Consider the following 22686-nt stretch of genomic DNA (forward strand, 5'->3'; position numbering starts at 1 on the left):
TTAAAACTAAATAGATGAATAGAAAGGATCGGAGAAGCATGAATCCCTACGACAGCATTACCTGTACAGGTTCTATGGGTATGATCTCAGCCCGCTCCTTTCGTGAAGGATTTTGCGAGCACCCCTTCGTATTCGGCAGCAAAGATAGGCATAAAAGTGTTAATAAATATTACTGTCAATAGTAAATCGGATTTCTATAGATATTAATTCTGATTACTATGGATAGTAATCCGGTTTGTGTCGTATTAATTTTTTCTGTAAAAAGATGAGGATATTTTGAGAACTCATTGATTTTTTGTATATTTGCGGGCGATTAAGTGAAGTTGAGGAGGGGGCGGGTAGTCCCCTTCTTTTGTTCTTAACAGATATGTGTATGATAGAAAAGAAAGTGGTAAGCCAATTAATAGAGGAAAAACTAGCCTCTTCAAGCAATTATTTAGTAGACGTGGTGATTAAACCGGGAAACCTGATAGTCGTTGAAATTGATAACGATGAAGCGGTAAGCATTGATGATTGCGCTGAGTTGAGCCGGTATTTGGAGGAGCATCTGGATCGTGACGTCGAGGATTATGAGCTGGAGGTTGGCTCCGCCGGCATTACTTCTCCTTTCAAGGTACTTCGCCAATACGTCAAGAACATCGGAAACGAGGTGGAGATGCTGTTGAAAAACGGCTCGAAGCTGACCGGTGTGTTGAAATCTGCCGACGAGAACGGTGTGGTTGTCTCTGTCGAGAAGAAGGTGAAACCGGAAGGCGCTAAGCGGAAGGTGACTGTGGTGGAGGATGAGTCGTATACATTTGATGAAATAAAATATACAAAATACTTAATAAGATTCAAGTAAGATTATGGCCAAGAAAGAGGAAACAATCAGTATGATTGACACCCTTGCGGAGTTCAAGGAGTTGAAGAATATCGATAAAGATACGATGATTAGCGTTTTGGAAGATTCGTTCCGTAACGTGATCGCCAAGATGTTTGGCACGGATGAGAACTATGACGTGATTATCAACCCTGAGAAAGGTGATTTCGAGATATGGAGAAACCGTACGGTTGTGGCTGATGATGAATTGGAGGATGAGAACTTGCAGCTTACGTTGACGGAGGCCCGTAAAATCGATGCCGACTGTGAGGTGGGCGAGGAAGTGACCGACGAGGTGCATTTCGCAGACTTCGGACGCCGTGCGATCTTAAACTTGCGCCAAACTTTGGCTTCAAAGATACTTGAATTGCAGAAAGACAGCTTGTACGCTAAGTATAAGGATAAAATCGGCCACATCATCGCCGCTGAGGTTTATCAGGTGTGGAAGAAAGAAATCCTGTTGCTGGATGACGATGGTAATGAGTTGCTACTGCCGAAATCCGAGCAAATCCCGACCGATTTCTATCGTAAGGGAGAGACCGTACGTGCGATCGTTCAACGTGTGGATAACTATAATAACAACCCGAAGATCCTTCTTTCCCGTACGGATAAGGTCTTCTTGCAACGGTTGTTTGAGCTGGAGGTTCCGGAGATTAATGACGGCTTGATTACGATCAAGGCGATCGCCCGCATTCCGGGAGAGCGTGCCAAGGTGGCTGTCGAGTCATACGATGACCGTATTGATCCGGTAGGCGCTTGCGTAGGTATGAAAGGCTCTCGTATCCACGGAATCGTTCGCGAGTTGAGAAACGAGAACATTGATGTGATTAATTACACCTCAAATCTCTCTTTGTTTATCCAGCGTGCCTTAAGCCCGGCTAAGATCTCTTCTATCCGTGTGAATGAGGAGGAAAAGAAAGCTGAGGTTTATCTACGTCCGGAGGAGGTTTCTTTAGCGATCGGTAAGGGCGGTCTGAATATTAAGTTGGCTTGTATGTTGACTGAGTATACGATTGACGTATTCCGTGATATCGAAGGAGCGGACGAGGAGGATATCTACTTGGATGAGTTCTCCGACGAGATCGACAGCTGGGTGATCGACGCACTGAAGAATATAGGATGCTATACGGCGAAGAGTGTCCTTGCTATGGACCGCAATGAGATTATTGAACGTGCCGATCTGGAAGAACAGACCGTGGACGATCTTTTAGCTATCTTATCTGCGGAATTTGAAGATGAAGGTAACGAATAAGTATTACGACAAAGTTAGATATGCCTATAAAATTAATTCAAGTACAGAGAAAATTGAACGTGGGAATCAACACGGTGGTTGAGTTCCTGCACCGGAATGGGTTCTCGGTTGAGGATAATCCCAACACGAGGATCAGTGATGAACAGTATGCTTTGCTCGTAAAAGAGTTTGGAAAGGATCTGCCAGAGAAAGATCGTAATTTTGCGGCGGATCGTATGCGGAAAGAGGTTCCTTCTGTGAAAGAAGAGAAGACCGCGGAAATAAAGACAGTGATACCGGAAGAATTCAGACCTAAGATCGTAATGAAGGGTCATATCGATTTGGATGGTGGACAACATAAAAAACAGCAGGAAGAGCCGAAGGCTAAAGAGGAGCCGAAGGTGAAAGAAGAGCCTAAGGTAAAGGAAGAGCCGAAAGTGAAGGAAGCGCCTGCCGCTCCCGCTGCTCAAGCTCCTGTTAAACCCGCGCAGCCTGCGCAGGCTCCCACGGAGAAAAAAGAAGAAAAAGTTATAGTAGTGGAAGTGGAAAAAGAAAAAACCGTAGAGAAGCAACCGGTTGTTGCGGAACCTAAGGTGGAAAGTGTGAAACCGGAACAGGAAGTAGAGAAGACCGAGGAAAAGGATGATAATCTTTTCCGTTTGAACTCGGTTAAATTGGAGTCAAAGATCAAGGTAACCGGTAAGATTGACTTGGATGCGCTTAACCAATCGACTCGTCCGAAAAAGAAAACGAAGGAGGAGAAGCGGAAAGAGCGTGATGAGAAGCAAAAGTTTAATAACAATCGGCCGGGTAATAATAGCAACGGTCCGGGCGCTCCTCATAAGAGTCCGAATTCGCCGACTTTGATAAAACCGAACGCTCCTGCTAAACCGGGTGAGGAAGGTGACGCTAAGAAGAAGCGTAAACGTATCAAGAAAGATCGGGTAGACGTGAATAATACGCCGGGTACGAATTATCCGCGCCCGAATCGTGACGATCGTCCGAATAACGACCGTAAGCCTCGCTTGAAGAAGCCGGTGAAAGCGGAAGTTAGTGAAGAGGATGTTCAAAAGCAGATCAAGGAGACTTTGGCTCGCTTGACCAACAAGAATAATAAGAATAATAAGGGGGCTAAATACCGTCGTGATAAACGTGACGCCGCTGTGAAACGTGAGCACGAGTTGATGGAACAGGAAGAACTGGAAAGCAAGGTATTGAAGCTGACCGAGTTCGTTACGGCCAACGACTTGGCGAACATGATGGACGTATCTGTAACGGAGGTTATCGGTACTTGCATGAGCATCGGCCTTATGGTTTCGATCAATCAGCGCTTGGATGCGGAGACGATCAATATCGTGGCTGAGGAGTTCGGTTATAAGACTGAATATGTAAGCGCGGATGTTGTCGAGGCGATCAACGCTGATGAGGAAGATGATAACGAGGAGGATTGGGTAGCCCGTCCGCCTATCGTAACGGTGATGGGACACGTTGACCATGGTAAGACTTCTTTATTGGATAATATCCGTAGCGCGAACGTAATCGCTGGTGAGGCTGGTGGTATCACGCAGCATATCGGAGCCTACAACGTGAAGTTGCAGAATGGCCGCCGTATCACGTTCTTGGATACTCCGGGTCATGAGGCGTTTACCGCTATGCGTGCCCGTGGCGCGAAGGTGACGGATATCGCGATTATTATCGTGGCCGCTGATGATAACGTGATGCCTCAGACGATCGAGGCGATTAATCACGCTTCGGCTGCCGGTGTTCCTATTGTTTTCGCTATTAATAAAATCGATAAGCCACATGCTAATCCTGAGAAGATCAAGGAGGAGTTGGCGAATATGAATTACTTGGTGGAAGACTGGGGGGGTAAGTACCAGAGTCAGGAGATCTCCGCTAAGAAAGGTATCGGTGTCGAGGAGTTGTTGGAGAAGGTCTTGTTGGAGGCCGACCTGTTGGATTTGAAAGCGAATCCGAAAAAACGTGCGGTTGGTTCTATCATCGAGTCTTCTTTGGACAAGGGACGTGGCTATGTATCTACCATATTGGTGGAGAACGGTACGTTGAAGATGGGAGATATCGTTTTGGCGGGAACTCATCAAGGACGTATCAAGGCGATGTTCAACGAGCGTAATCAACGGGTGGAGAAGGCCGGTCCTTCCGAGCCGGTATTGATCCTCGGTTTGAATGGTGCTCCTCAGGCCGGTGATACATTTAATGTATTGGAGACTGAGCAAGAGGCGCGTGAGATCGCTAACCGTCGTGAGCAATTGCAGCGTGAGTTAGGTCTTCGTACGCAGAAGATGCTTACTTTGGATGATATCGGACGTCGTATCGCCGTGGGTAACTTCCAAGAGTTGAACGTGATCGTGAAGGGTGACGTAGATGGTTCCGTAGAGGCTTTGTCCGACTCCTTGATCCGTTTGTCTACCGAGGAGATTCAGGTGAATGTAATTCATAAGGCGGTTGGTCAGATTTCCGAGTCGGATGTGGTTTTGGCAGCGGCTTCGAACGCTATCATTATCGGATTCCAAGTTCGTCCGTCTTTGCAAGCACGTAGAAACGCCGAGAAGGAAGGTGTGGAGATCCGTTTGTACTCTATCATCTACGATGCGATCGAGGAGGTGAAGAGCGCTATGGAAGGCATGCTTTCTCCGGAGATCAAGGAGGAGATTACCGCTTATGTGGAAGTTCAGCAGGTATTCAAGATCACCAAGGTCGGTACGGTTGCCGGATGTATGGTTAAGGAAGGTAAGATCAAACGTACGAACAAGATCCGCTTGATACGTGACGGTATCGTTATCTATGCCGGCGAGCTAGGCTCTTTGAAACGTTTCAAGGACGATGCGAAAGAGGTCGTGGCTGGCTTGGATTGCGGTTTGAATATTACGAACTTCAACGATATCCAAGTGGGCGATATGATCGAGGCTTACGAAGAGACTGAAATTAAGAAGACGTTATAACGATGAACTGGTTGGACATTACATTGCTATGTCTGGCAGGGATAGGATTTGTGAAAGGCCTGTTTGATGGAATCATCAAACAGGTTGTTTCGCTTATAGCCCTAGTGATCGCGATCTTTTTCTGCGGGAAAGCGGCGGCTTGGCTGAAAGGATATATCTTGGCGTTGGGTTGGTTTCCGGAAGAAGGGGTTACGATCTTGAGTTATATAGCGGGTTTTATCTTGATTATGGGGGTATTTATCCTAGCGGGTGAACTGGTTACCAAGGTGGTAGGGGCGACACCGTTGAGCGTTATCAACCATTTGTTTGGTGGTTTTTTCGGGTTGCTGGTCGTTTTGGTCTTTACCAGTTTGCTGTTGAATGCGCTGGAGTTCGTGGATCGCGGATCGGTCTTGATTCATCGCCAATCGAAGATAGAATCTCGTTTTTATTATAGCGTGAAGCAAATAGTACCAACAATTTTCCCACATAATTTGTTTTCATTAGGAGAATGAAGGGCTTTTATCAATGGTTAATTTATAATTATGCAGGATTCAAATCATATCATTAATGAGGTAACGAGCGGAGATTATAAATATGGCTTCGTTACCGATATTGATACGGAGGTGATCCATCGTGGATTAGACGAGGAGACGGTCCGTATTATCTCTGCCAAGAAGAACGAGCCGGAATGGTTACTCGAGTTCCGTTTGAAGGCTTTTCGCCATTGGCAGACGTTGGAGATGCCTACATGGCCTCACTTGAATATCCCGCCGATCGATTATCAGGACATTATCTATTATGCCGCCCCTAAGAAAAAAGAGGGACCAAAGAGCTTGGATGAGGTAGATCCTGAGTTGTTGAAAACATTCGATAAACTGGGTATTCCTTTGGAAGAACAGAAGCATTTAAGCGGAATGGCGGTAGACGCCGTGATGGATAGTGTTTCCGTGAAGACAACTTTCAAGGAGAATCTCGCGGAGAAGGGGATTATTTTCTGTTCGTTCAGCGAGGCTGTACAACATCATCCGGACTTGGTGCAGAAGTATTTGGGCAGCGTGGTTGGTTATCGTGATAATTTCTTCGCCGCCTTGAATTCGGCCGTGTTCTCGGATGGTTCGTTTGTTTATATACCGAAGGGCGTACGTTGCCCGATGGAGTTGAGTACGTATTTCCGTATCAATGCCGCTAATACCGGACAGTTCGAGCGTACCTTGATTGTCGCAGACGATGAGGCGTATGTAAGTTATCTGGAAGGATGTACGGCGCCGATGCGTGACGAGAACCAATTGCATGCCGCTATCGTGGAGATCGTGGCGAACGAGCGTGCCGAGGTGAAGTATTCTACCGTACAGAATTGGTATCCGGGTGATAAGGAAGGTAAAGGCGGTATCTATAACTTCGTGACGAAACGAGGTTTGTGCAAAGGTGAGGGTAGCAAGATCTCTTGGACGCAAGTAGAGACCGGTTCGGCGATCACTTGGAAATATCCGAGCTGTATCTTGGCGGGTGATAACTCGGTAGGTGAGTTTTACTCGGTTGCCGTGACCAATAATTACCAACAGGCCGATACGGGTACGAAGATGATTCATCTGGGTAAGAATACGAAAAGTACGATCGTATCCAAGGGTATCTCTGCCGGTCATAGCCAGAATAGCTATCGGGGATTGGTGAAGGTGTCCGCCCGTGCGGAAGGCGCCCGAAACCATAGCCAATGCGATAGTTTGTTACTAAGCTCTACTTGTGGAGCTCATACGTTCCCTTACGCTGATATTCAGAATGAGACGGCGATCGTGGAGCATGAGGCTACGACGAGTAAGATCAGTGAGGAGCAATTGTTCTACTGCCAGCAACGGGGTATCTCGGTAGAAGAGGCTGTTGGTTTGATCGTGAATGGATATGCCCGCGAGGTAATGAATAAGTTACCGATGGAGTTTGCTGTCGAGGCTCAGAAATTACTAACGATCTCGCTGGAAGGCAGCGTAGGATAGAATAATTTTCAATTTTCAACTTTCAATTTTCAATAAGAAAAGATGTTAGAGGTTAAGAATTTACATGCCAACGTAAATGGCAAAGAGATATTGAAAGGTATCAACCTGTCGGTGAAAGCGGGTGAGGTACATGCTATCATGGGACCGAACGGTTCCGGAAAAAGTACGTTAAGTAGTGTATTGGTAGGTAATCCCGCTTTTGAGGTAACGGAAGGAGAGGTTATCTTCAACGGTAAGAATCTGCTGGATCTTTCTCCCGAGGATCGTAGCCGTGAGGGTATTTTCTTGAGCTTCCAATATCCGGTCGAGATCCCGGGAGTTAGTATGGTGAACTTTATGCGTGCGGCGTTGAACGAGCACCGTAAATATAACGGTCTGGAACCGGTTTCGGCTACGGACTTCTTGAAATTGATGCGTGAGAAACGTGCGATCGTCGAGCTGGATAATAAACTGGCCAGCCGTAGCGTGAACGAAGGTTTCTCCGGTGGAGAGAAAAAACGGAACGAGATCTTCCAGATGGCGATGCTGGAGCCGAAATTGGCGATCTTGGATGAGACGGATAGTGGTTTGGATATCGATGCCTTGCGTATCGTGGCGCATGGCGTGAACCAGTTGAGGACTCCGGAGAATGCCGCTATCGTAATCACGCACTATCAGCGTCTGCTGGATTACATCAAGCCGGATGTGGTTCATGTGCTTTACAAAGGCCGTATCGTGAAGACCGCCGGTCCGGAATTGGCCTTGGAACTGGAAGAGAAAGGTTACGACTGGATCAAGAAAGAGATGGGAGATGAGTAATATGAAGGCCGAGCAACAATATATCGATCTTTTCGCCCAATGTGAGGATCTGGTATGTCGTCATAGTACGCCGGTGATGAATGCCCTTAGGGCTGATGCCTTGGCGAACTTTGAGCGACTCGGATTCCCCTCCACGAGAAGCGAGGATTATAAATATACGGATGTAGCCCAAGCGTTCGCTCCGGATTACGGTTTAAATATCAACCGGGTCGCTATCCCGGTGAATCCTTATGACGTATTCCGTTGTGACGTACCGAACTTGAGCACATCGTTATACTTTGTCGTGAACGATACGTTTTACGATAAGGACTTACCGAAAGCACATTTGCCGGAAGGCGTGTATGCTGGAGGGTTGAAGGCTTTTACGGAGCAATATCCGGAGATCGCTTCCAAGTATTACGGAAAGGCGGCGCCGAGTAGCAAGGATGGTATTATCGCATTGAATACGATGTTGGCTCAAGATGGTTTTGTGGTGTATGTACCGAAAAATGTCGTGGTTGAGCGTCCTATCCAATTAGTGAATATATTCCGTAATGATGTGGATACGATGGCGAACCGTCGTGTCCTGGTGATTATGGAACCTCATTCGGAAGCGAAGCTATTGGTTTGCGATCATAGTATCGATGACGTGAAATTCTTGGCGACTCAAGTGGTTGAGATTTTCGCGGAGGAAGGTGCTCGCTTTGATTATTATGATTTGGAAGAAAGCAGCGAGTCTACGACCCGTTTCTCTTCCGTACACGTAAAGCAGGCGGCCTCGACCAATGTCTTGGTAAACGGTATTACGTTGACGAATGGCTTGACTCGCAACAATTATTATGTGGAACTGAATGGCGAGTATGCCGAGTCTACCTTATGCGGTATGTCCGTTCTGGACAAGGAGCAACAGATGGATACCTATAGCCATATTACCCATGCGGTTCCGAATTGTACCAGCAACGAGTTGTTCAAGAACGTACTGAATGATCATGCCGTAGGTGTCTTCAGTGGACGTATCTTGGTGAAAGAGGATGCCCAGAAGACTGCCGCTTACCAGACGAACCGTAATCTGTGCGCTACCCGTGAGGCCCGTATGTACAGCAAGCCGCAACTGGAGATTTATGCGGACGACGTAAAATGCTCGCACGGTATGACGACCGGTCAGTTGGATGAGAACGCTTTGTTCTATATGCAAAGCCGCGGTATCCCGCGTGACGAGGCCCGTATGTTATTGAGCGTGGCTTTCACTTCCGACGTGATCGACCATGTACGCTTGGAGGCGTTGAAAGACCGTTTGCATAAACTGGTAGAGAAACGTTTCCGCGGTGAACTGGCTAAATGCGCCGGTTGCCGGATTTGTAAATAATTGCGAATAAGAGGAAAACTATAATCAGGCATGGATTATCCCGACGATCATGTAGGGAACCATGTCTGATTTTTCGTATCTTTGGCAGTGACAAATTAAAACCTCCAACTTATGCAGTTAACACACATCGCCCTATGGACGAATCATCTGGAACGTTTACGGGATTTCTATGTAAAGTATTTTAATGGTAAGAGTAACGAGAAATATGTGAATTCGAAAAAAGGATTCGCCTCTTATTTCGTCTCTTTCGAGAGTGGCCCCGCCTTGGAGATCATGCAACGGCAGGATATTACTGAGGCTTACGACAAGGATCATATCGGCTTGGCTCATCTGGCCTTTCATGCGGATAAGAAGGAGCAAGTGGATCAAATGATCGAACGTTTCCGGATGGATGGATACACGATCGCCGGTGAGACCCGCACTTCTGGGGATGGTTACTATGAGGGCGTGATCCGAGATCCTGACGGAAATATCGTAGAGATCGTCGCTAACGGGGAGCCGGAGATACAAGCAGCTTTATTCCCTCCTTATGAGTTACTGCTGGAAGCCGATCCGGATCGGGAGAAAGTAGAGGTTTACCTAAAGGATTCGGATTGCTTTATCGCTACGGTACGAAATTCCGTTGCCGGCGTGATCGTGGTTCGCAAGGAGGAGGGTGGTAAGGCGGAGATCATGAATCTTGCCGTGGCGGATATCTTCCGTCGGCGAGGAATCGCCCGGAAACTATTACGGCATGTATCTGATAAATGGGCTCCGGCTCAAGATGTCGAGCTTTTGCGTATTTGTACCGGAACCTCAGCCGTCGGCCCGATGATGCTTTATCAACAGGAAGGCTTCGATTTGGTAGCCGTAGATCGTGATTATTTCGTGCGGAACTATGCCGAGCCTATCTGGGAGAACGGCATTCAATGCAGGCATCGATTGATTCTTGAAAAGAGATTAAAATAGTATATGTGAAAAGAAAATCGGGAGGTCTCTTAAACCTCCCGATTTAATTATTAGTAATCTATAAATAGGTCCTCGAATGAAAAATCATCGGGGCTAATGGTATCACATTTCCAGCACGAAGATCCCTTTCGGTGCCAAGGATAATTCGTCTCCCAATGGAATCTCCTTTCCGGTTAATATCTCTTTTCCGGAGGTTTTACCTCGCAATACTTCCGCATAGCGTGCCAACGGCAAGTTCACCTCTTTATCACTGCCATTCATCAAGATCAATACGCTTCGGCCATCCAGACTGCGCTCGTACACGTAGACACCTTGGTTCACCATGAAATGTTTCATCTTACCCTTAGCGATGACAGCGTTGCCCTTGCGCCATTTCAATAAAGTCCGGAGGAAATTCCATGCGTCATTTTGTACCTCGCTGCGACCGGATGCCTCGAATTGATTCACCTTGTCGCCGGGCCAGCCACCGGGAACATCCAGACGGATATATCCGTCTCCCTTCTCCTTGGTGCCATTCATCAGCAACTCCTGCCCGTAATAGAGCTGGGGAATACCGGGGATCGTCAACAAGAATGTCATCCCTTGCTTGAATGCGTACAAATCATCGACAGACTTAGGCATGGAGGGAAGAAAACGATCCGTATCATGGTTCTCCAAGAAACGCAATACGTTATAGATATCGGGATATACATAATCATAACACATATGCTCGAAGATCGTGTGTAAGCCTCCGGAATACCCAGTCTCCTCATGGAACGCCTTGCTCGCGATACCCATCAAGCGGAAATCCATTACCGATTTCAGCTCGGTATCCTGCCCGAAGTTCAACCGGCTGCCTTTCTGCCAATAAGCGGAACCGATCGTGTAGTTCATCCACGCTTCGCCTACGATGTTATACTCCGGATACTCGTTCATGACCTCCGTGCACCAATTCCGCATCATGTCCACGTCGGCATACGGATACGTATCTTGACGGATACCATCCACGCCGCAATACTCGATCCACCAGATAGAGTTCTGGATAAGGTATTTGGCTACATGTGGGTTCTTTTGGTTCAAGTCCGGCATGCTCGGGACAAACCAGCCGTTCAGCATCGTCTCCTTATCATAATCCGACACGTAAGGATCGAAATAAGCCTCTTTATCGTGGTTGGTCTGCACGTAGTTATCGAGATTATTAAACCAGTCGTGGCTAGGGATATCTTTCATCCAAGGATGATCGCTTCCACAATGGTTGAAGATCATATCCATTACGACACGCATGCCCCGCTCGTGCGTCTTCTCGATCAAGCGGACGTAATCCTCGTTCGTGCCGAAGCGTGGGTCTACCCGATAATAATCCGTCGTGGCATATCCGTGATAAGAGCCTCCCTCCATGTCATTCTCCAATACCGGGTTCAGCCAGATAGCGGTAACGCCCAGATCCTCGATATAATCCAAATGCTGTTCGATACCGGCCAAGTCGCCTCCGTGACGGGCGTTCGGGCTGTTACGGTCTACCTTATAAGCGGTGCGCATCGGGATTTGATCATTCGAGGGATCTCCGTTCGCGAAACGATCCGGCATGATGAGATAAAGCACGTCGGAAGAGTCAAACCCCTTGATCCGATCGGCGTTCGGTTTACGGGCCTTCAACTCATACGAGTAATTGAAACTCTTTTTGTCCTTCGTGAACGTGATATCAAACCTGCCGGGCTTGGCGTTTTCCACGTCCAGATAGATCAATAGGTAATTCGGGCTTTCCAACGCTACCGAGCTTTTCAACTGTACGCCGGGATATTTCACGCTAGGGAGATATCCGGCGATATCCTTACCGTATACCATCAGCTGGAGTTCCGGGTTCTTCATACCACTCCACCAGAAGGTCGGCTCGATTCTAAGGTTATCGGCTGAAAGCGTACTGGAAGCGAAAAGGGCCAGTAAAAGGCTCAAGAATAAATGTCTGTTCATGATATATGTTTATTGATTTATATGACAAGGTTGTACATACGCGAAGATAGAAGGATTCCATTGATAATAACACGCTTTCGCCCGGCGAAAAGGGAATAAAAATCACGCGAACGTTTGCGAACCCTCGTAAATTAAGACTATCTTTACTGCCTAAATCTAATCAACTAATTCAAATGATAAAAAGTCTAATTGTATCCATGTTTCTGACAGGTTGCGTTTCCTCCCTGTCCGCACAACAAAGTTTTTGGAAAGAAGATTTCTCCGCCGGGAAATTACCCGACGGCTGGATGATTGTCGATTCAACGAAATCGGCAAAGTGTGAATGGATTGTAACCGATCAGCCTTATCCCGGCTCTTTCCAGTTCGAGCAACAAGCACCTCCCATCGCATCTACGAGCCGTGGCTATCATATGCAATTCCGGCCGGGCGTAGTCACCGGGGAGGAGATCACGAAGTGGAATCAACGGGAGGAATACCCGAACGGCTATTTCCAGACCAGCGCTATCGATTGCGCGGGAAAGAACGATGTGGTATTGAAATTCCAGCACCTGTTTCGTTGGAATAATTGGTTCACCGGAAAACGTGCCGGCCTTTGGGTAGGCGTCAGCAACGACGGGGTGAATTGGAAAGAGTATAACGTGATGGATAAGATCCCCGCCGCTACCCAGCTTCATGCCCCGGTGAACGAGGAGATCAACATCAGCGAGGTAGCCGCGAATCAGAAAACCGTCTACTTGCGTTTCTTCTGGCGGGATATCTTCTCTTGGTATTGGATGGTCGATGATATTGAGCTGACAGAGCCTTTCGCGCATGACTTGGCCTTGGAGAAAGTGACCTCACACCAAGAAACCGGGAATACGTTCACGAAGGAAGACGTGTTGAAAGTGAAGCTGAAGAACGTTGGCTCCCAGCCCGTAGACGAGGATTTCACGGTAACCGCCTCTTTAAACAACGGTCAGAAACTAACCGCCACGGTAACCGCCTCCGGGCATCCGATCGCTAAACAAGAGGAATATGAGGTAGCTTTCCCTGCTACCGACCTAACCCAGATGGGCTCCTATAAAATAGAGTTCGCTATCCAATACCCGAAGGATGAGCGTTCGTCAAACAACATATTAAAAGCGAACCTGTTCGCCGCCCGTATGAACTTGGGTAAGTTGACGAAGTTCAATAAGATCAGCAACACGGAATATGAGTTCGTCTCCGGGTACGCTAAGGTTAAGTTGATGTTTTACCGGGATGATATCTTCCGTATCTGGTTGGCACCGGATGGGGAGTATACCAATCCGGCGGCAAACTCGATCGTTGTAGATTATGGGGTAAAGAACCCGAGAGTCTCCATGGCCGACAACGGCAGCTATTATAAGTTCACGACTTCCCAATGTGTCGTACGTGTCTATAAGAACCCTATTCGTTTCGCCATGTATGACAAGAATAACCGTGCCGTGATCTACGAGGAGGCCGAACCACTTGCCTTCGGACTAAAAACGACCCAAACGATGCGCCGTAGCGGTGATGAGGATTTCTACGGTTGCGGTATGCAACAAGGTAATTTCTCATACGCTGGGAAGGAAGCGGATATCGAGGTGACCGGTTGGGATGAGGATCAATCCTCTAACCCGGCTCCCTTCTATATGTCCACGAAAGGATATGGCGTATTCCGCAATACGTTTGCCCCGGGACATTATGCCTTCAACGGCACGGAGATGTTGGACAAGAACTATGATGATGGCTTTAAGCTGATGGGCTTCACCAGTCAGTTGACGCATAACGAGAATCGCTTTGACGCATTCTACTTCTACGGCCCTTCCTTGAAAGACCTATTGAACGACTATACGGATATCACCGGAAAACCTTTTATGCCGGCGATGTGGATGCTTACGATGGGAGATGCCGACTGCTATAACAAAGGGGAACAGCGCACCGGATGGCCTCAATCCACCCCGGACGTAATCAGCCAAGTTGCTGATAAATATGTGGAATATGATATGCCCCGTGGCTGGATCTTGCCGAACGATGGCTATGGTTGCGGCTATGTGAAATTGGATTCTGTTGTGACGGAATTAGGTAAACGAGGCTTCCATACGGGCTTGTGGACAGAGAATGGTGTGGATAAGATCGCCTACGAGGTTGGTAAATGTGGTACCCGCCTGTGTAAATTGGATGTGGCTTGGGTTGGAGAAGGCTATGAGTTTGCCTTGAACGGCTGTAAATCCGCATTCGAGGGGATCGAGAGCAATACGAACGAACGAGGCTTCGTATGGGCTGTTTGCGGTTGGGCCGGAACTCAGCGGTATTCTACGGTATGGAGCGGTGACCAAGTGAGCAACTGGGATTATATCCGTTACCATATCCCGACGATCACGGGTGCCGGCCTTTCCGCTATGAACGCCGCTACTAGCGATGTGGACGGTATCTTCGGCGGTTCCCCGAAAACCTATACCCGCGACTTGCAATGGAAGGTCTTCACCCCGATCTTTATGACCATGAGTGGCTGGGCAGATGCCGACCGTCAGCCTTGGGTATATGGGCATCCGTACACGGATATCAACCGTAAATTCTTAAAGCTGAAGATGCGTCTGAACCCGTACGCCTATACCTATTGCCATGAGGCGCATATGACCGGTGTACCGATGGCTCGTGCGATGGTATTGGAATTCCCGGACGACGTGGTTACCCGTGATACGACTACCCAATACCAGTTCATGAGTGGTGAGTGGATGATGGTTGCCCCCGTATATACCCGGAAGAACGTACGCGACAGTATCTACTTCCCTGCCGGAGAATGGTACGACTATTGGACCGGAAAGAAATACGAGGGTGGCAAGTGGTTGGATAAATATGAGGCTAAACTGGATATTTGCCCGGTATTTATCCGTCAAGGCGCCATTATCCCGATGTATCCGGATATGAATTATGTAGGCGAGAAACCTGCGGATGTCTTGACCTTGGACTTATATCCCTACGGAAACACCTCTTTCAATTTATATGAGGATGACGGTCTCACCCGTGATTATAAGAAAGGCGAGTTTGCCCGTACCTTAATCTCTGTTTCCTCCCCAAAAGGTGAGAAAGGAACGATCACCGTGGATATAGCGAAAGCGAAAGGAGATTATAAAGGACGTTACCAAGAGCGTACTTACCTATTGGATGTCCGCTCAGAATCCAGCCCGTCAAACGTAACCGTAGCCGAAAAGCCCCTATCTGCCATCTCCCCCGAAGCGTTCAATGCCGGACAAGAAGGCTGGTACTTCGATGCCTCGGATCGTATGGGAAGGGTTAAGGTACGGACGAACCGCTTGTCTACGAATCAGGATCAGAAGATTGTAATTGGTTTCTAACACTTCTATTTATTTTAAAGGTATATGAAAACACAATTGACTTTATGTATATCCGGGACATTGCTGCTTGTCGGAATGTCCGGTTGCGAAAAAACTCCGGAGCGTCCTATGAATGTTGTGTATATCTTAGCGGATGATTTAGGATATGGCGATGTGGGTTGTTATGGCCAGCAGATTATCAAGACGCCCAATATCGATCGGATGGCGAAGGAGGGAATGTTGTTCACGCAGCATTATGCCGGATGTACGGTGAGTGCCCCTTCCCGTTGCTCCTTGATGACCGGATTGCATACGGGACATACGCAAGTCCGGGGAAACCGGGAGATCACGCCCGAAGGCCAACAGCCGATGCGGGAGGATACCTATACGTTGGGTAAATTAATGAAATCGGCCGGTTATACGACCGGTATCTTTGGTAAATGGGGATTGGGAAATCCGGGCTCTGTCTCCATTCCCAATAAGATGGGCTTCGATGAGTTTTATGGGTATAATTGCCAACGGCAGTCGCATTCCTTCTATCCGGATCATTTATGGCATAATGAGGAGAAGGTTCTTTTTCCTGAAAACGAGAACAATGCTTGCAAGACATATTCACAAGATTTGATTCATGAGCAAGCATTGAAGTTCATCCGGGATCATAAGGAGCAACCATTCTTTGCGATGCTTACTTATACGCTGCCTCATGCGGAATTGAATCTTCCGCATGATTCTATTTATAAGATGTACGAGAACTCATTCGAGGAGACTCCTTATATTGGTAAGTTTGATAAAGTGTATGGCGGTTATAACACCTCGGAGAAGCCCTTGGCCTCCTTTGCCGCCATGGTCTCCCGGTTGGATAAATACGTGGGGGATGTAATGGCTGAATTGAAAGAGTTAGGTTTGGATAAGAATACGATCGTGATTTTTACCAGCGATAACGGCCCGCATCATGAGGGTGGAGCTGATCCCGATTTTTTCAAGAGTTACGGACCTTTTAGGGGGATCAAACGGGATGTATATGAAGGAGGCATCCGTATACCTATGGTGGCATGGTGCCCGGGTACGATCAAGGCCGGAGCCCAATCGGATCATATAAGCGCATTCTGGGATGTCATGCCGACATTGGCAGAACTTACAGGTACGGTTTTGCCCGAGAAGACGGATGGAATCTCTTTCTTACCAACCTTGTTATCAAAGAAAGATCAACAGGCCCATGATTATTTATATTGGGAATTTCACGAGTTGAATGGCCGGGAAGCATTACGCTCCGGTAAATGGAAACTAATCCGGCAACCGATCGTGGGTGAGACTATATTGGAACTGTATGATTTAAGTAATGATATACACGAGGATACAAATCTGGCGGAGAAATATCCCGATAAGGTAAAAGAACTGGCAGTCTTGATGGACAACGCCCGCATAGAGTCTCCGTACTTTAACTTTGGAAGAGAAAAGTAAACGTGCGAGAAGAGAATAAAGTGTAGGCGTAATATCTGTTAGGTAATGATAAAAAAGGCTTTCTTTCAGCGAGAAAGCCTTTTTTTTGTATCTTTGGCTCTCGTAATTTTAAGACAAAAAGAAGTAAGACTATGTTAGACGTTCAAGCGATCCGAAAAGACTTTCCGATCTTGGATCATAAGATATACGATAAACCGCTGATATATTTCGATAATGGTGCTACTACCCAGAAACCTCGTCAAGTGGTAGAAAAGATAGAGAATGGATATTATAACGTAAACGCTAATATCCACCGAGGCGTACATTTCTTGAGCCAAGCGGCGACAGAGGCGCATGAGGAGGCTCGCAAAACGGTACAGCATTTCTTGAATGCCCGTTTCTCGAATGAGATTATTTTTACCCGGGGAACTACGGAATCCATTAATTTGATCGCTTCCAGCTTTACGGATGAATGTATGTCGGCAGGGGATGAGGTGATCGTGTCCGTGATGGAGCATCATTCCAATATCGTTCCTTGGCAGATACAAGCGGCCCGGAAAGGTATTACGTTGAAGGTGATCCCGATGAATGAGAAAGGGGAGTTGAATCTGGATGAGTATCGTAAATTATTCTCGGATAAGACTCGTTTGGTTTCCGTGACTCATGTGTCTAATGTCTTGGGTACGGTGAATCCGGTAAAGGCGATGATCGAGATCGCTCATGAACAAGACGTGCCGGTGTTGATAGACGGGGCTCAAGCCGTTCCGCATATGAAGGTGGATGTGCAGGACTTGGATGCGGAGTTTTATGTTTTCTCCGGGCATAAGATTTACGGACCGACGGGTATCGGGGTCTTGTATGGTAAAGAGGAGTGGTTGGATAAACTTCCTCCGTATCAGGGAGGAGGCGAGATGATCGCTACGGTCTCGTTCGAGAAGACAACTTTTAATGAACTTCCCTTTAAGTTCGAGGCGGGAACTCCGGATTATATTGGTAGTACGGCGTTGGCGGAAGCTTTGCGGTATGTAGACCGGATCGGTATAGAGAATATAGCTACTTATGAGGATGAGCTTCTACGATATGCGACCGCTGGATTAAATACGATTGAAGGGATGCGTATTTTTGGACAAGCGGATCATAAAGGAGCGGTGCTTTCTTTTTTGGTGGGTAATATCCATCATTACGATATGGGGATGTTGCTGGACCGTCTGGGAATAGCGGTTCGTACAGGGCATCATTGTGCCCAGCCTTTGATGCATGCCTTAGGAATCGAGGGTACGGTGCGGGCGTCTTTCTCCTTTTATAATACGAAAGAGGAGATCGATACGTTCATCGCAGGTGTGGAACGAGTTCGGAAGATGTTTTGAGTATGATGTATTATATTAAGAAATATCCGTTTTCACTGGCGATTATATTGGTCGTTATTTACTTGTCGTTCTTTAAGCCGCCGAAGATGGATGATATCCCTTTATTCCCGGGTGTGGACAAGGTGGTTCATTTCTGTATGTATGGGGGGATGTCGGGTATGCTATGGCTGGAGTTCTTGCGGAATCACCGGAAGTATGAGACGGTATTATGGCATGCTTGGATCGGGGCAGTTTTATGCCCGATCGTTATGAGTGGGATTATTGAGATATTGCAAGAATATTGTACGACGTACCGGGGTGGGGATTGGTTTGATTTCTTGGCGAATACTTGCGGGGTGATCGCCGCTACGGCATTCGCTTGGTTCGTGCTTCGCCCTTGGATTGTGAATGAGCAAAAATAATGTACAACCTTGTAGAGACGGGGCGTGCTCCGTCTCTACAAAGCTATATATACGATAAATAATAAACTGGGATATGTTATTACCATATATGGAAACCGGGCGTATAGAGGCCGGGTGTGATGAGGCGGGAAGAGGCTGCTTGGCGGGTGCGGTATTCGCCGCCGCCGTGATTCTTCCGGAAGATTTTAAGAATGAGGATTTAAACGATAGCAAGCAATTAAGCGAGAAGAAACGGTATAAGCTTCGTCCTGTCATCGAACGTGAGGCGATCGCTTGGGCGGTAGGCATCGTCAGTCCGGAAGAGATCGATAAGATTAATATCTTAAAGGCTTCTTTCTTGGCTATGCATCGTGCGATCGAGCAACTGAAAGTACGGCCGGAACATTTATTGATCGATGGAAACCGTTTTACCCCTTATCCCGATATTCCGCATACGACCGTAGTAAAAGGCGATGGCAAATACCTGAGTATCGCCGCCGCCTCTATATTGGCTAAAACCTATCGTGATGATTATATGAATGAATTGGCCTTGGAATACCCCGCTTATCATTGGCTGGACAATAAAGGTTATCCTACCAAGGTCCACAGGGAAGCGATTCGTACCCACGGAATCACGCCTTATCATCGCAAGACATTCACGCTTTTACCGGAGCAGCTTACACTAGGTTTTTAATACGTATATAGGCATAACCTTATGCGTATATACGTATGAGGCTATGCCTATATCGGTGTAGGCTTACACGTATATACGTATCGGCTCGTGCCTATATACGTGTGAAAACACCTATTTTTATTGTTGTTCCTTTGCCCGGTAAGCCATTGCGTACAGACGCATTTGCTTCACCATCGCTACCAACCCGTTGGAACGAGTAGGGGATAAATGCTCTTTTAATCCTACCTTGTCGATAAAGTAAAGATCGGCATCCAGTATCTCCTGCGGGGTATGGCCGGATAGGATATTGATCAAAAGGGATACGATACCTTTTACGATCACGGCGTCGCTTTCTCCTTGGAAAATAATCTTTCCATCTGCATAATCCGCTTGGAACCAAACCCGGCTTTGGCAACCCTCGATCAAGTTGCTTTCCGTTTTATATTTCTCATCGAGCGGGGGAAGGGAGTTTCCCAGATCTATTAATAACGCATATTTATCCATCCAATCATCGAAGACTGAGAATTCTTCGATTACATTGTCTTGAAGTTCATTGATTGTCATTTTATCAGTATTTTATCGATTGTATATTACTTCCAGTACGGTTTGACCGGCAGCTTTTAGAGTCTCACGGTCTATATTCTCCATATTATCTTTTTGAGTATGCCAATAACTGGCGAAACCTGTTTTAGACTCAGGGTCGTAGTTAATGATGTCGATACTCGGGATATTACGTCCGCTAATCACATATTGGTGATCGTCTGTGATGGCTCCACCTGCGGCGTTAATGAAATATTTGCCATATCCCAGATCGCGGGCCGCGCTCCATACCATCTCGACGATCGGGGCTGCCGCACGTAAGGATTGTTGCTCCTTGAAAAACGTGGCGTTCTTGCCGCCCACCATATCCAATAAGATTCCGTATTCCGCCGTATAATTAGGGACATGCGGATTTTTTGCCCAGAACTGGGTACCTAGGCACCAGCTATCCGGTGTATAATCGGTTACGAACTCCGGCGTACCATAATCCTCCGCATCGAAGAAAATAATATCGATGCCGATACCCGGGGCTTTTTGTCCGATTTGGCGGGCGATCTCCAATAAGGCACCTACGCCGCTACCGCCATCGTCCGCCCCGTCCAATGGGGTCCGGTGCTTGGAAGGATCGGGATCGTGGTCCGAATAGGGACGGCTGTCCCAATGCGCGAATAGTAAAACACGTTTACTATTCTCCGGATCAAACGAGCCTATGATGTTTCTCGCTTCCAGCTTCGTTCCGTCGTAGGCGGTCAGTATCGCTTCCTGTTGGTAGACTTTGGCGCCAAAGCGCTTCAATTCAGATGCTAAGTAATCCCCGCATGCTTTATGAGCCGCCGTGTTAGGTACACGGGGACCAAAAGCGACTTGGTTCGCTACATAGGCGTAAGCGCTGTCTGCGTTGAAATCGGGAACAGCTGAGGCGATCGGTTGTTTTTTGATCTCCGGCATATTACCTGTCTCTTTGGTTCCTTTGGCTCCACATGATAAAAGAGCAAAACTCAATAACGCAAAAAATAATCTGATCATAAATCTGTTTTGTTTATAATGTTTTTACGGAGGCAGTCGCTTGAACCTCGTCTAATACACGCATCAAGTTTCCACCCCATATCTTGGCGATATCTTCCTCTGTATATCCTTTCTCTATTAATTTAACAGTGATCTGTATGAAATCGTTGTCACTTTCGCAACCGATAATTCCGCCACCGCCATCAAAATCAGAGCCGATACCTACATGATCGATACCGGCGACTTTCACCATATGATCGATATGTTCGATCGCGTCGGTAAGGCTCGCGTTTTTATAATCCTCATTGATATAGCGGTCGAGCAAGCAAACTTGCGCTACGCCTCCATTTTGGGCAAGGGCCTTTAGTTGTTCGTCGGTCAGGTTACGGTCGTGCTTGCACATCGCCATGGATGAGGAATGCGAGCAGATGATCGGGGCCTTGGACAATTTGATAACATCCCAAAATGACTTCTCAGAGGCATGAGACATATCCACCATGATACCTTGGCGATTCATCTCTTTCACAACCTCTTCACCAAACGGACTTAAACCGTCCCATTCTTTCTTGGTATGGGTGGATGAGTCGCAAATATCGTTATCGTAGGAGTGGCAGAGCGTGATATAATTGACACCTATCGCCTTGAACTTAGCGATATTCGCCAGATCCTTACCAATGCCGTATCCATTCTCTATACCGATAAAGAACGCTTTTTTCCCTTCATTCTTCAAGCGGATGAAGTCTTGGTTCGTAACGGCGATGCCACATAAATCCTTATTCAATTCAGCTTGCTTGCGAATACCTTCGATCAAGCCTGTTACTTTTTGTACGGCTTCTTGTAAAGAGACCTCATCACGTTTACCTTGTCCGATGAAGGCCGCAAGGAACACCCCGTCTAGTTTCCCTTCTTGCATCTTAGGGATGTTTACCCGGTTACGTTCCCGGTCCGCGATGCTGAATCCGGCACGTTTGAACCAGAAAGGAGTATCGGTATGTGTATCTACGGAAAGGAAATGCTTGTGCATCTCTTTGGCTTGGTGGAAAGTCTCGGCCTTTCCTATCAGATGGCGGAATATCCTTAACATCGTAGTGTCGCCTCCGTAAGTCAACGCTTCCGGATGCCATTGAACTCCCATGATGGATCGATTCGGATAAGCGTCGATAGCCTCGATAATACTGTCGGGCGCATAAGCGGTAGCCTTGAAGATAGGCGCCAACTCCTTGATCGCTTGATGATGAAGAGAGTTTACGGCTAAGGTATCTTTCCCTAGAATAGAGGCTAGCTGTGAGTTCGCGTCAACAAAGACACGGTGTGAGCCATACGAACTGGGTAAATCTTGCCTATGCTTGACAGAATGATCGCCACGTTGTGAGGGGATGTCTTGGTAAAGCGTACCGCCAAACGCTACATTCAACAGTTGCAATCCCCGGCATATGCCTAAGACGGGAATATTTTGATCGGTAGCCATCTTGATTAGTTTCAACTCATACAAATCGCGTACCGGATCGACTTCCTCCAGCTTTTCCCGAGGCTCCTCCTCATACCATAGAGGGTTTACATCCGCTCCTCCTATAAGAACTAACCCGTCTAAATTCGATACGATATTCCTGAGTACTTTACCGTCAGTAACAGCCGGGATGATAATCGGAGTTCCCCCTGCCTTTACGATGGATTGGATATAGGTGGCCCCTACCCGGGAAGCACCACTTGAGATACTGGCGGAAATCCCGATCAATGGGGAGAATCGTGCCCGCACGTTTACATCGCAAGAGTCTGTCAACTCATATAGCTTTTTTAAGTTGGGGACTTCCGATCCGGGTGTCTGTGCCTGTGCTCCACATAAGATACTACAGGCGCATATTGCTGTGTATAAGATATTTTTCATAATATGTAGTTG

General features: G+C 47.2%; 17 protein-coding genes and 1 riboswitch. Of the genes, 13 read left to right on the top strand and 4 right to left on the bottom strand.

Annotation, left to right across the window (positions count from 1 at the left end; all coding sequences use genetic code 11):
* Positions 1-25: 25 nt before the first annotated feature.
* Positions 26-136, bottom strand: a riboswitch (TPP riboswitch).
* 237 nt (positions 137-373) lie between these two features.
* From rimP to BDI_RS17690, 8 genes are all read left to right on the top strand, one after another.
* A complete protein-coding gene (rimP, locus tag BDI_RS17655) occupies positions 374-841 on the top strand; it encodes a ribosome assembly cofactor RimP (protein WP_005859398.1) in 468 nt (155 codons plus the stop codon).
* A gap of 4 nt (positions 842-845) precedes the next feature.
* Complete coding sequence (gene nusA / locus BDI_RS17660; RefSeq protein ID WP_005859396.1) at positions 846-2111, top strand: transcription termination factor NusA; 1266 nt, start codon at positions 846-848, stop codon at positions 2109-2111.
* Positions 2112-2131: 20 nt separating this feature from the next.
* Positions 2132-5053: a translation initiation factor IF-2 gene (gene infB, locus BDI_RS17665; protein WP_005859394.1), complete on the top strand. Its 2922-nt coding sequence runs from the start codon at positions 2132-2134 to the stop codon at positions 5051-5053.
* A 2-nt stretch (positions 5054-5055) separates the two neighbouring features.
* Positions 5056-5547 (top strand): CvpA family protein, encoded by a 492-nt coding sequence (locus tag BDI_RS17670; protein WP_005859392.1) that lies wholly within the window; start codon positions 5056-5058, stop codon positions 5545-5547.
* A gap of 30 nt (positions 5548-5577) precedes the next feature.
* Complete coding sequence (sufB, locus tag BDI_RS17675; RefSeq protein WP_005859390.1) at positions 5578-7023, top strand: Fe-S cluster assembly protein SufB; 1446 nt, start codon at positions 5578-5580, stop codon at positions 7021-7023.
* Positions 7024-7065: 42 nt separating this feature from the next.
* The gene (gene sufC, locus BDI_RS17680) at positions 7066-7821 is read left to right on the top strand and encodes a Fe-S cluster assembly ATPase SufC (protein WP_005859388.1); all 756 of its coding nucleotides are present in this window, start codon (positions 7066-7068) and stop codon (positions 7819-7821) included.
* Entirely contained in the window at positions 7814-9166 is a 1353-nt protein-coding gene (gene sufD, locus BDI_RS17685) for a Fe-S cluster assembly protein SufD (protein ID WP_012056061.1), read from the top strand. The genes sufC and sufD overlap by 8 nt, the downstream gene beginning before the upstream one ends.
* Before the next feature lie 111 nt (positions 9167-9277).
* Complete coding sequence (locus tag BDI_RS17690) at positions 9278-10114, top strand: GNAT family N-acetyltransferase (protein WP_012056062.1); 837 nt, start codon at positions 9278-9280, stop codon at positions 10112-10114.
* Between the two features lie 102 nt (positions 10115-10216).
* On the opposite strand, the gene BDI_RS17695 is transcribed toward BDI_RS17690, so the two are convergent.
* Complete coding sequence (locus tag BDI_RS17695) at positions 10217-12064, bottom strand: glycoside hydrolase family 13 protein (protein WP_012056063.1); 1848 nt, start codon at positions 12062-12064, stop codon at positions 10217-10219.
* A gap of 173 nt (positions 12065-12237) precedes the next feature.
* Between BDI_RS17695 and BDI_RS17700 the strand changes: the two genes are divergently transcribed.
* The 5 genes from BDI_RS17700 to BDI_RS17720 all read left to right on the top strand — a co-directional run bounded on the left by BDI_RS17700 (position 12238) and on the right by BDI_RS17720 (position 19265).
* Positions 12238-15405, top strand: coding sequence for a TIM-barrel domain-containing protein (locus BDI_RS17700; protein ID WP_012056064.1), 3168 nt, complete (start codon positions 12238-12240; stop codon positions 15403-15405).
* A gap of 24 nt (positions 15406-15429) precedes the next feature.
* Positions 15430-16845 (top strand): arylsulfatase, encoded by a 1416-nt coding sequence (locus BDI_RS17705; protein ID WP_012056065.1) that lies wholly within the window; start codon positions 15430-15432, stop codon positions 16843-16845.
* Between the two features lie 131 nt (positions 16846-16976).
* Positions 16977-18191 carry a cysteine desulfurase gene (locus tag BDI_RS17710; RefSeq protein WP_012056066.1) on the top strand — a complete coding sequence of 405 codons (1215 nt, stop codon included), beginning with the start codon at positions 16977-16979 and terminating at the stop codon, positions 18189-18191.
* Positions 18192-18193: 2 nt separating this feature from the next.
* Positions 18194-18592, top strand: a complete 399-nt coding sequence (locus BDI_RS17715) for a VanZ family protein (protein WP_010182212.1) — start codon at positions 18194-18196, stop codon at positions 18590-18592.
* Between the two features lie 73 nt (positions 18593-18665).
* Positions 18666-19265, top strand: a complete 600-nt coding sequence (locus tag BDI_RS17720; RefSeq protein ID WP_005859375.1) for a ribonuclease HII — start codon at positions 18666-18668, stop codon at positions 19263-19265.
* A gap of 117 nt (positions 19266-19382) precedes the next feature.
* Here the strand turns inward: BDI_RS17720 and BDI_RS17725 are convergent, their stop codons facing one another.
* The 3 genes from BDI_RS17725 to BDI_RS17735 are packed head-to-tail and all read right to left on the bottom strand — an operon-like array spanning position 19383 to position 22674.
* Positions 19383-19808 carry a SufE family protein gene (locus tag BDI_RS17725; RefSeq protein WP_005859374.1) on the bottom strand — a complete coding sequence of 142 codons (426 nt, stop codon included), beginning with the start codon at positions 19806-19808 and terminating at the stop codon, positions 19383-19385.
* Between the two features lie 12 nt (positions 19809-19820).
* Positions 19821-20810 (bottom strand): M20 family metallopeptidase, encoded by a 990-nt coding sequence (locus BDI_RS17730; protein WP_005859373.1) that lies wholly within the window; start codon positions 20808-20810, stop codon positions 19821-19823.
* A 13-nt stretch (positions 20811-20823) separates the two neighbouring features.
* On the bottom strand, positions 20824-22674 hold the full coding sequence (locus BDI_RS17735; protein WP_009016922.1) for a fused gamma-glutamyl-gamma-aminobutyrate hydrolase/peptidase: 1851 nt from the start codon (positions 22672-22674) through the stop codon (positions 20824-20826).
* Between the last annotated feature and the right edge of the window lie 12 nt (positions 22675-22686).

The organism is Parabacteroides distasonis ATCC 8503, assembly GCF_000012845.1.
GTDB lineage: Bacteria > Bacteroidota > Bacteroidia > Bacteroidales > Tannerellaceae > Parabacteroides > Parabacteroides distasonis.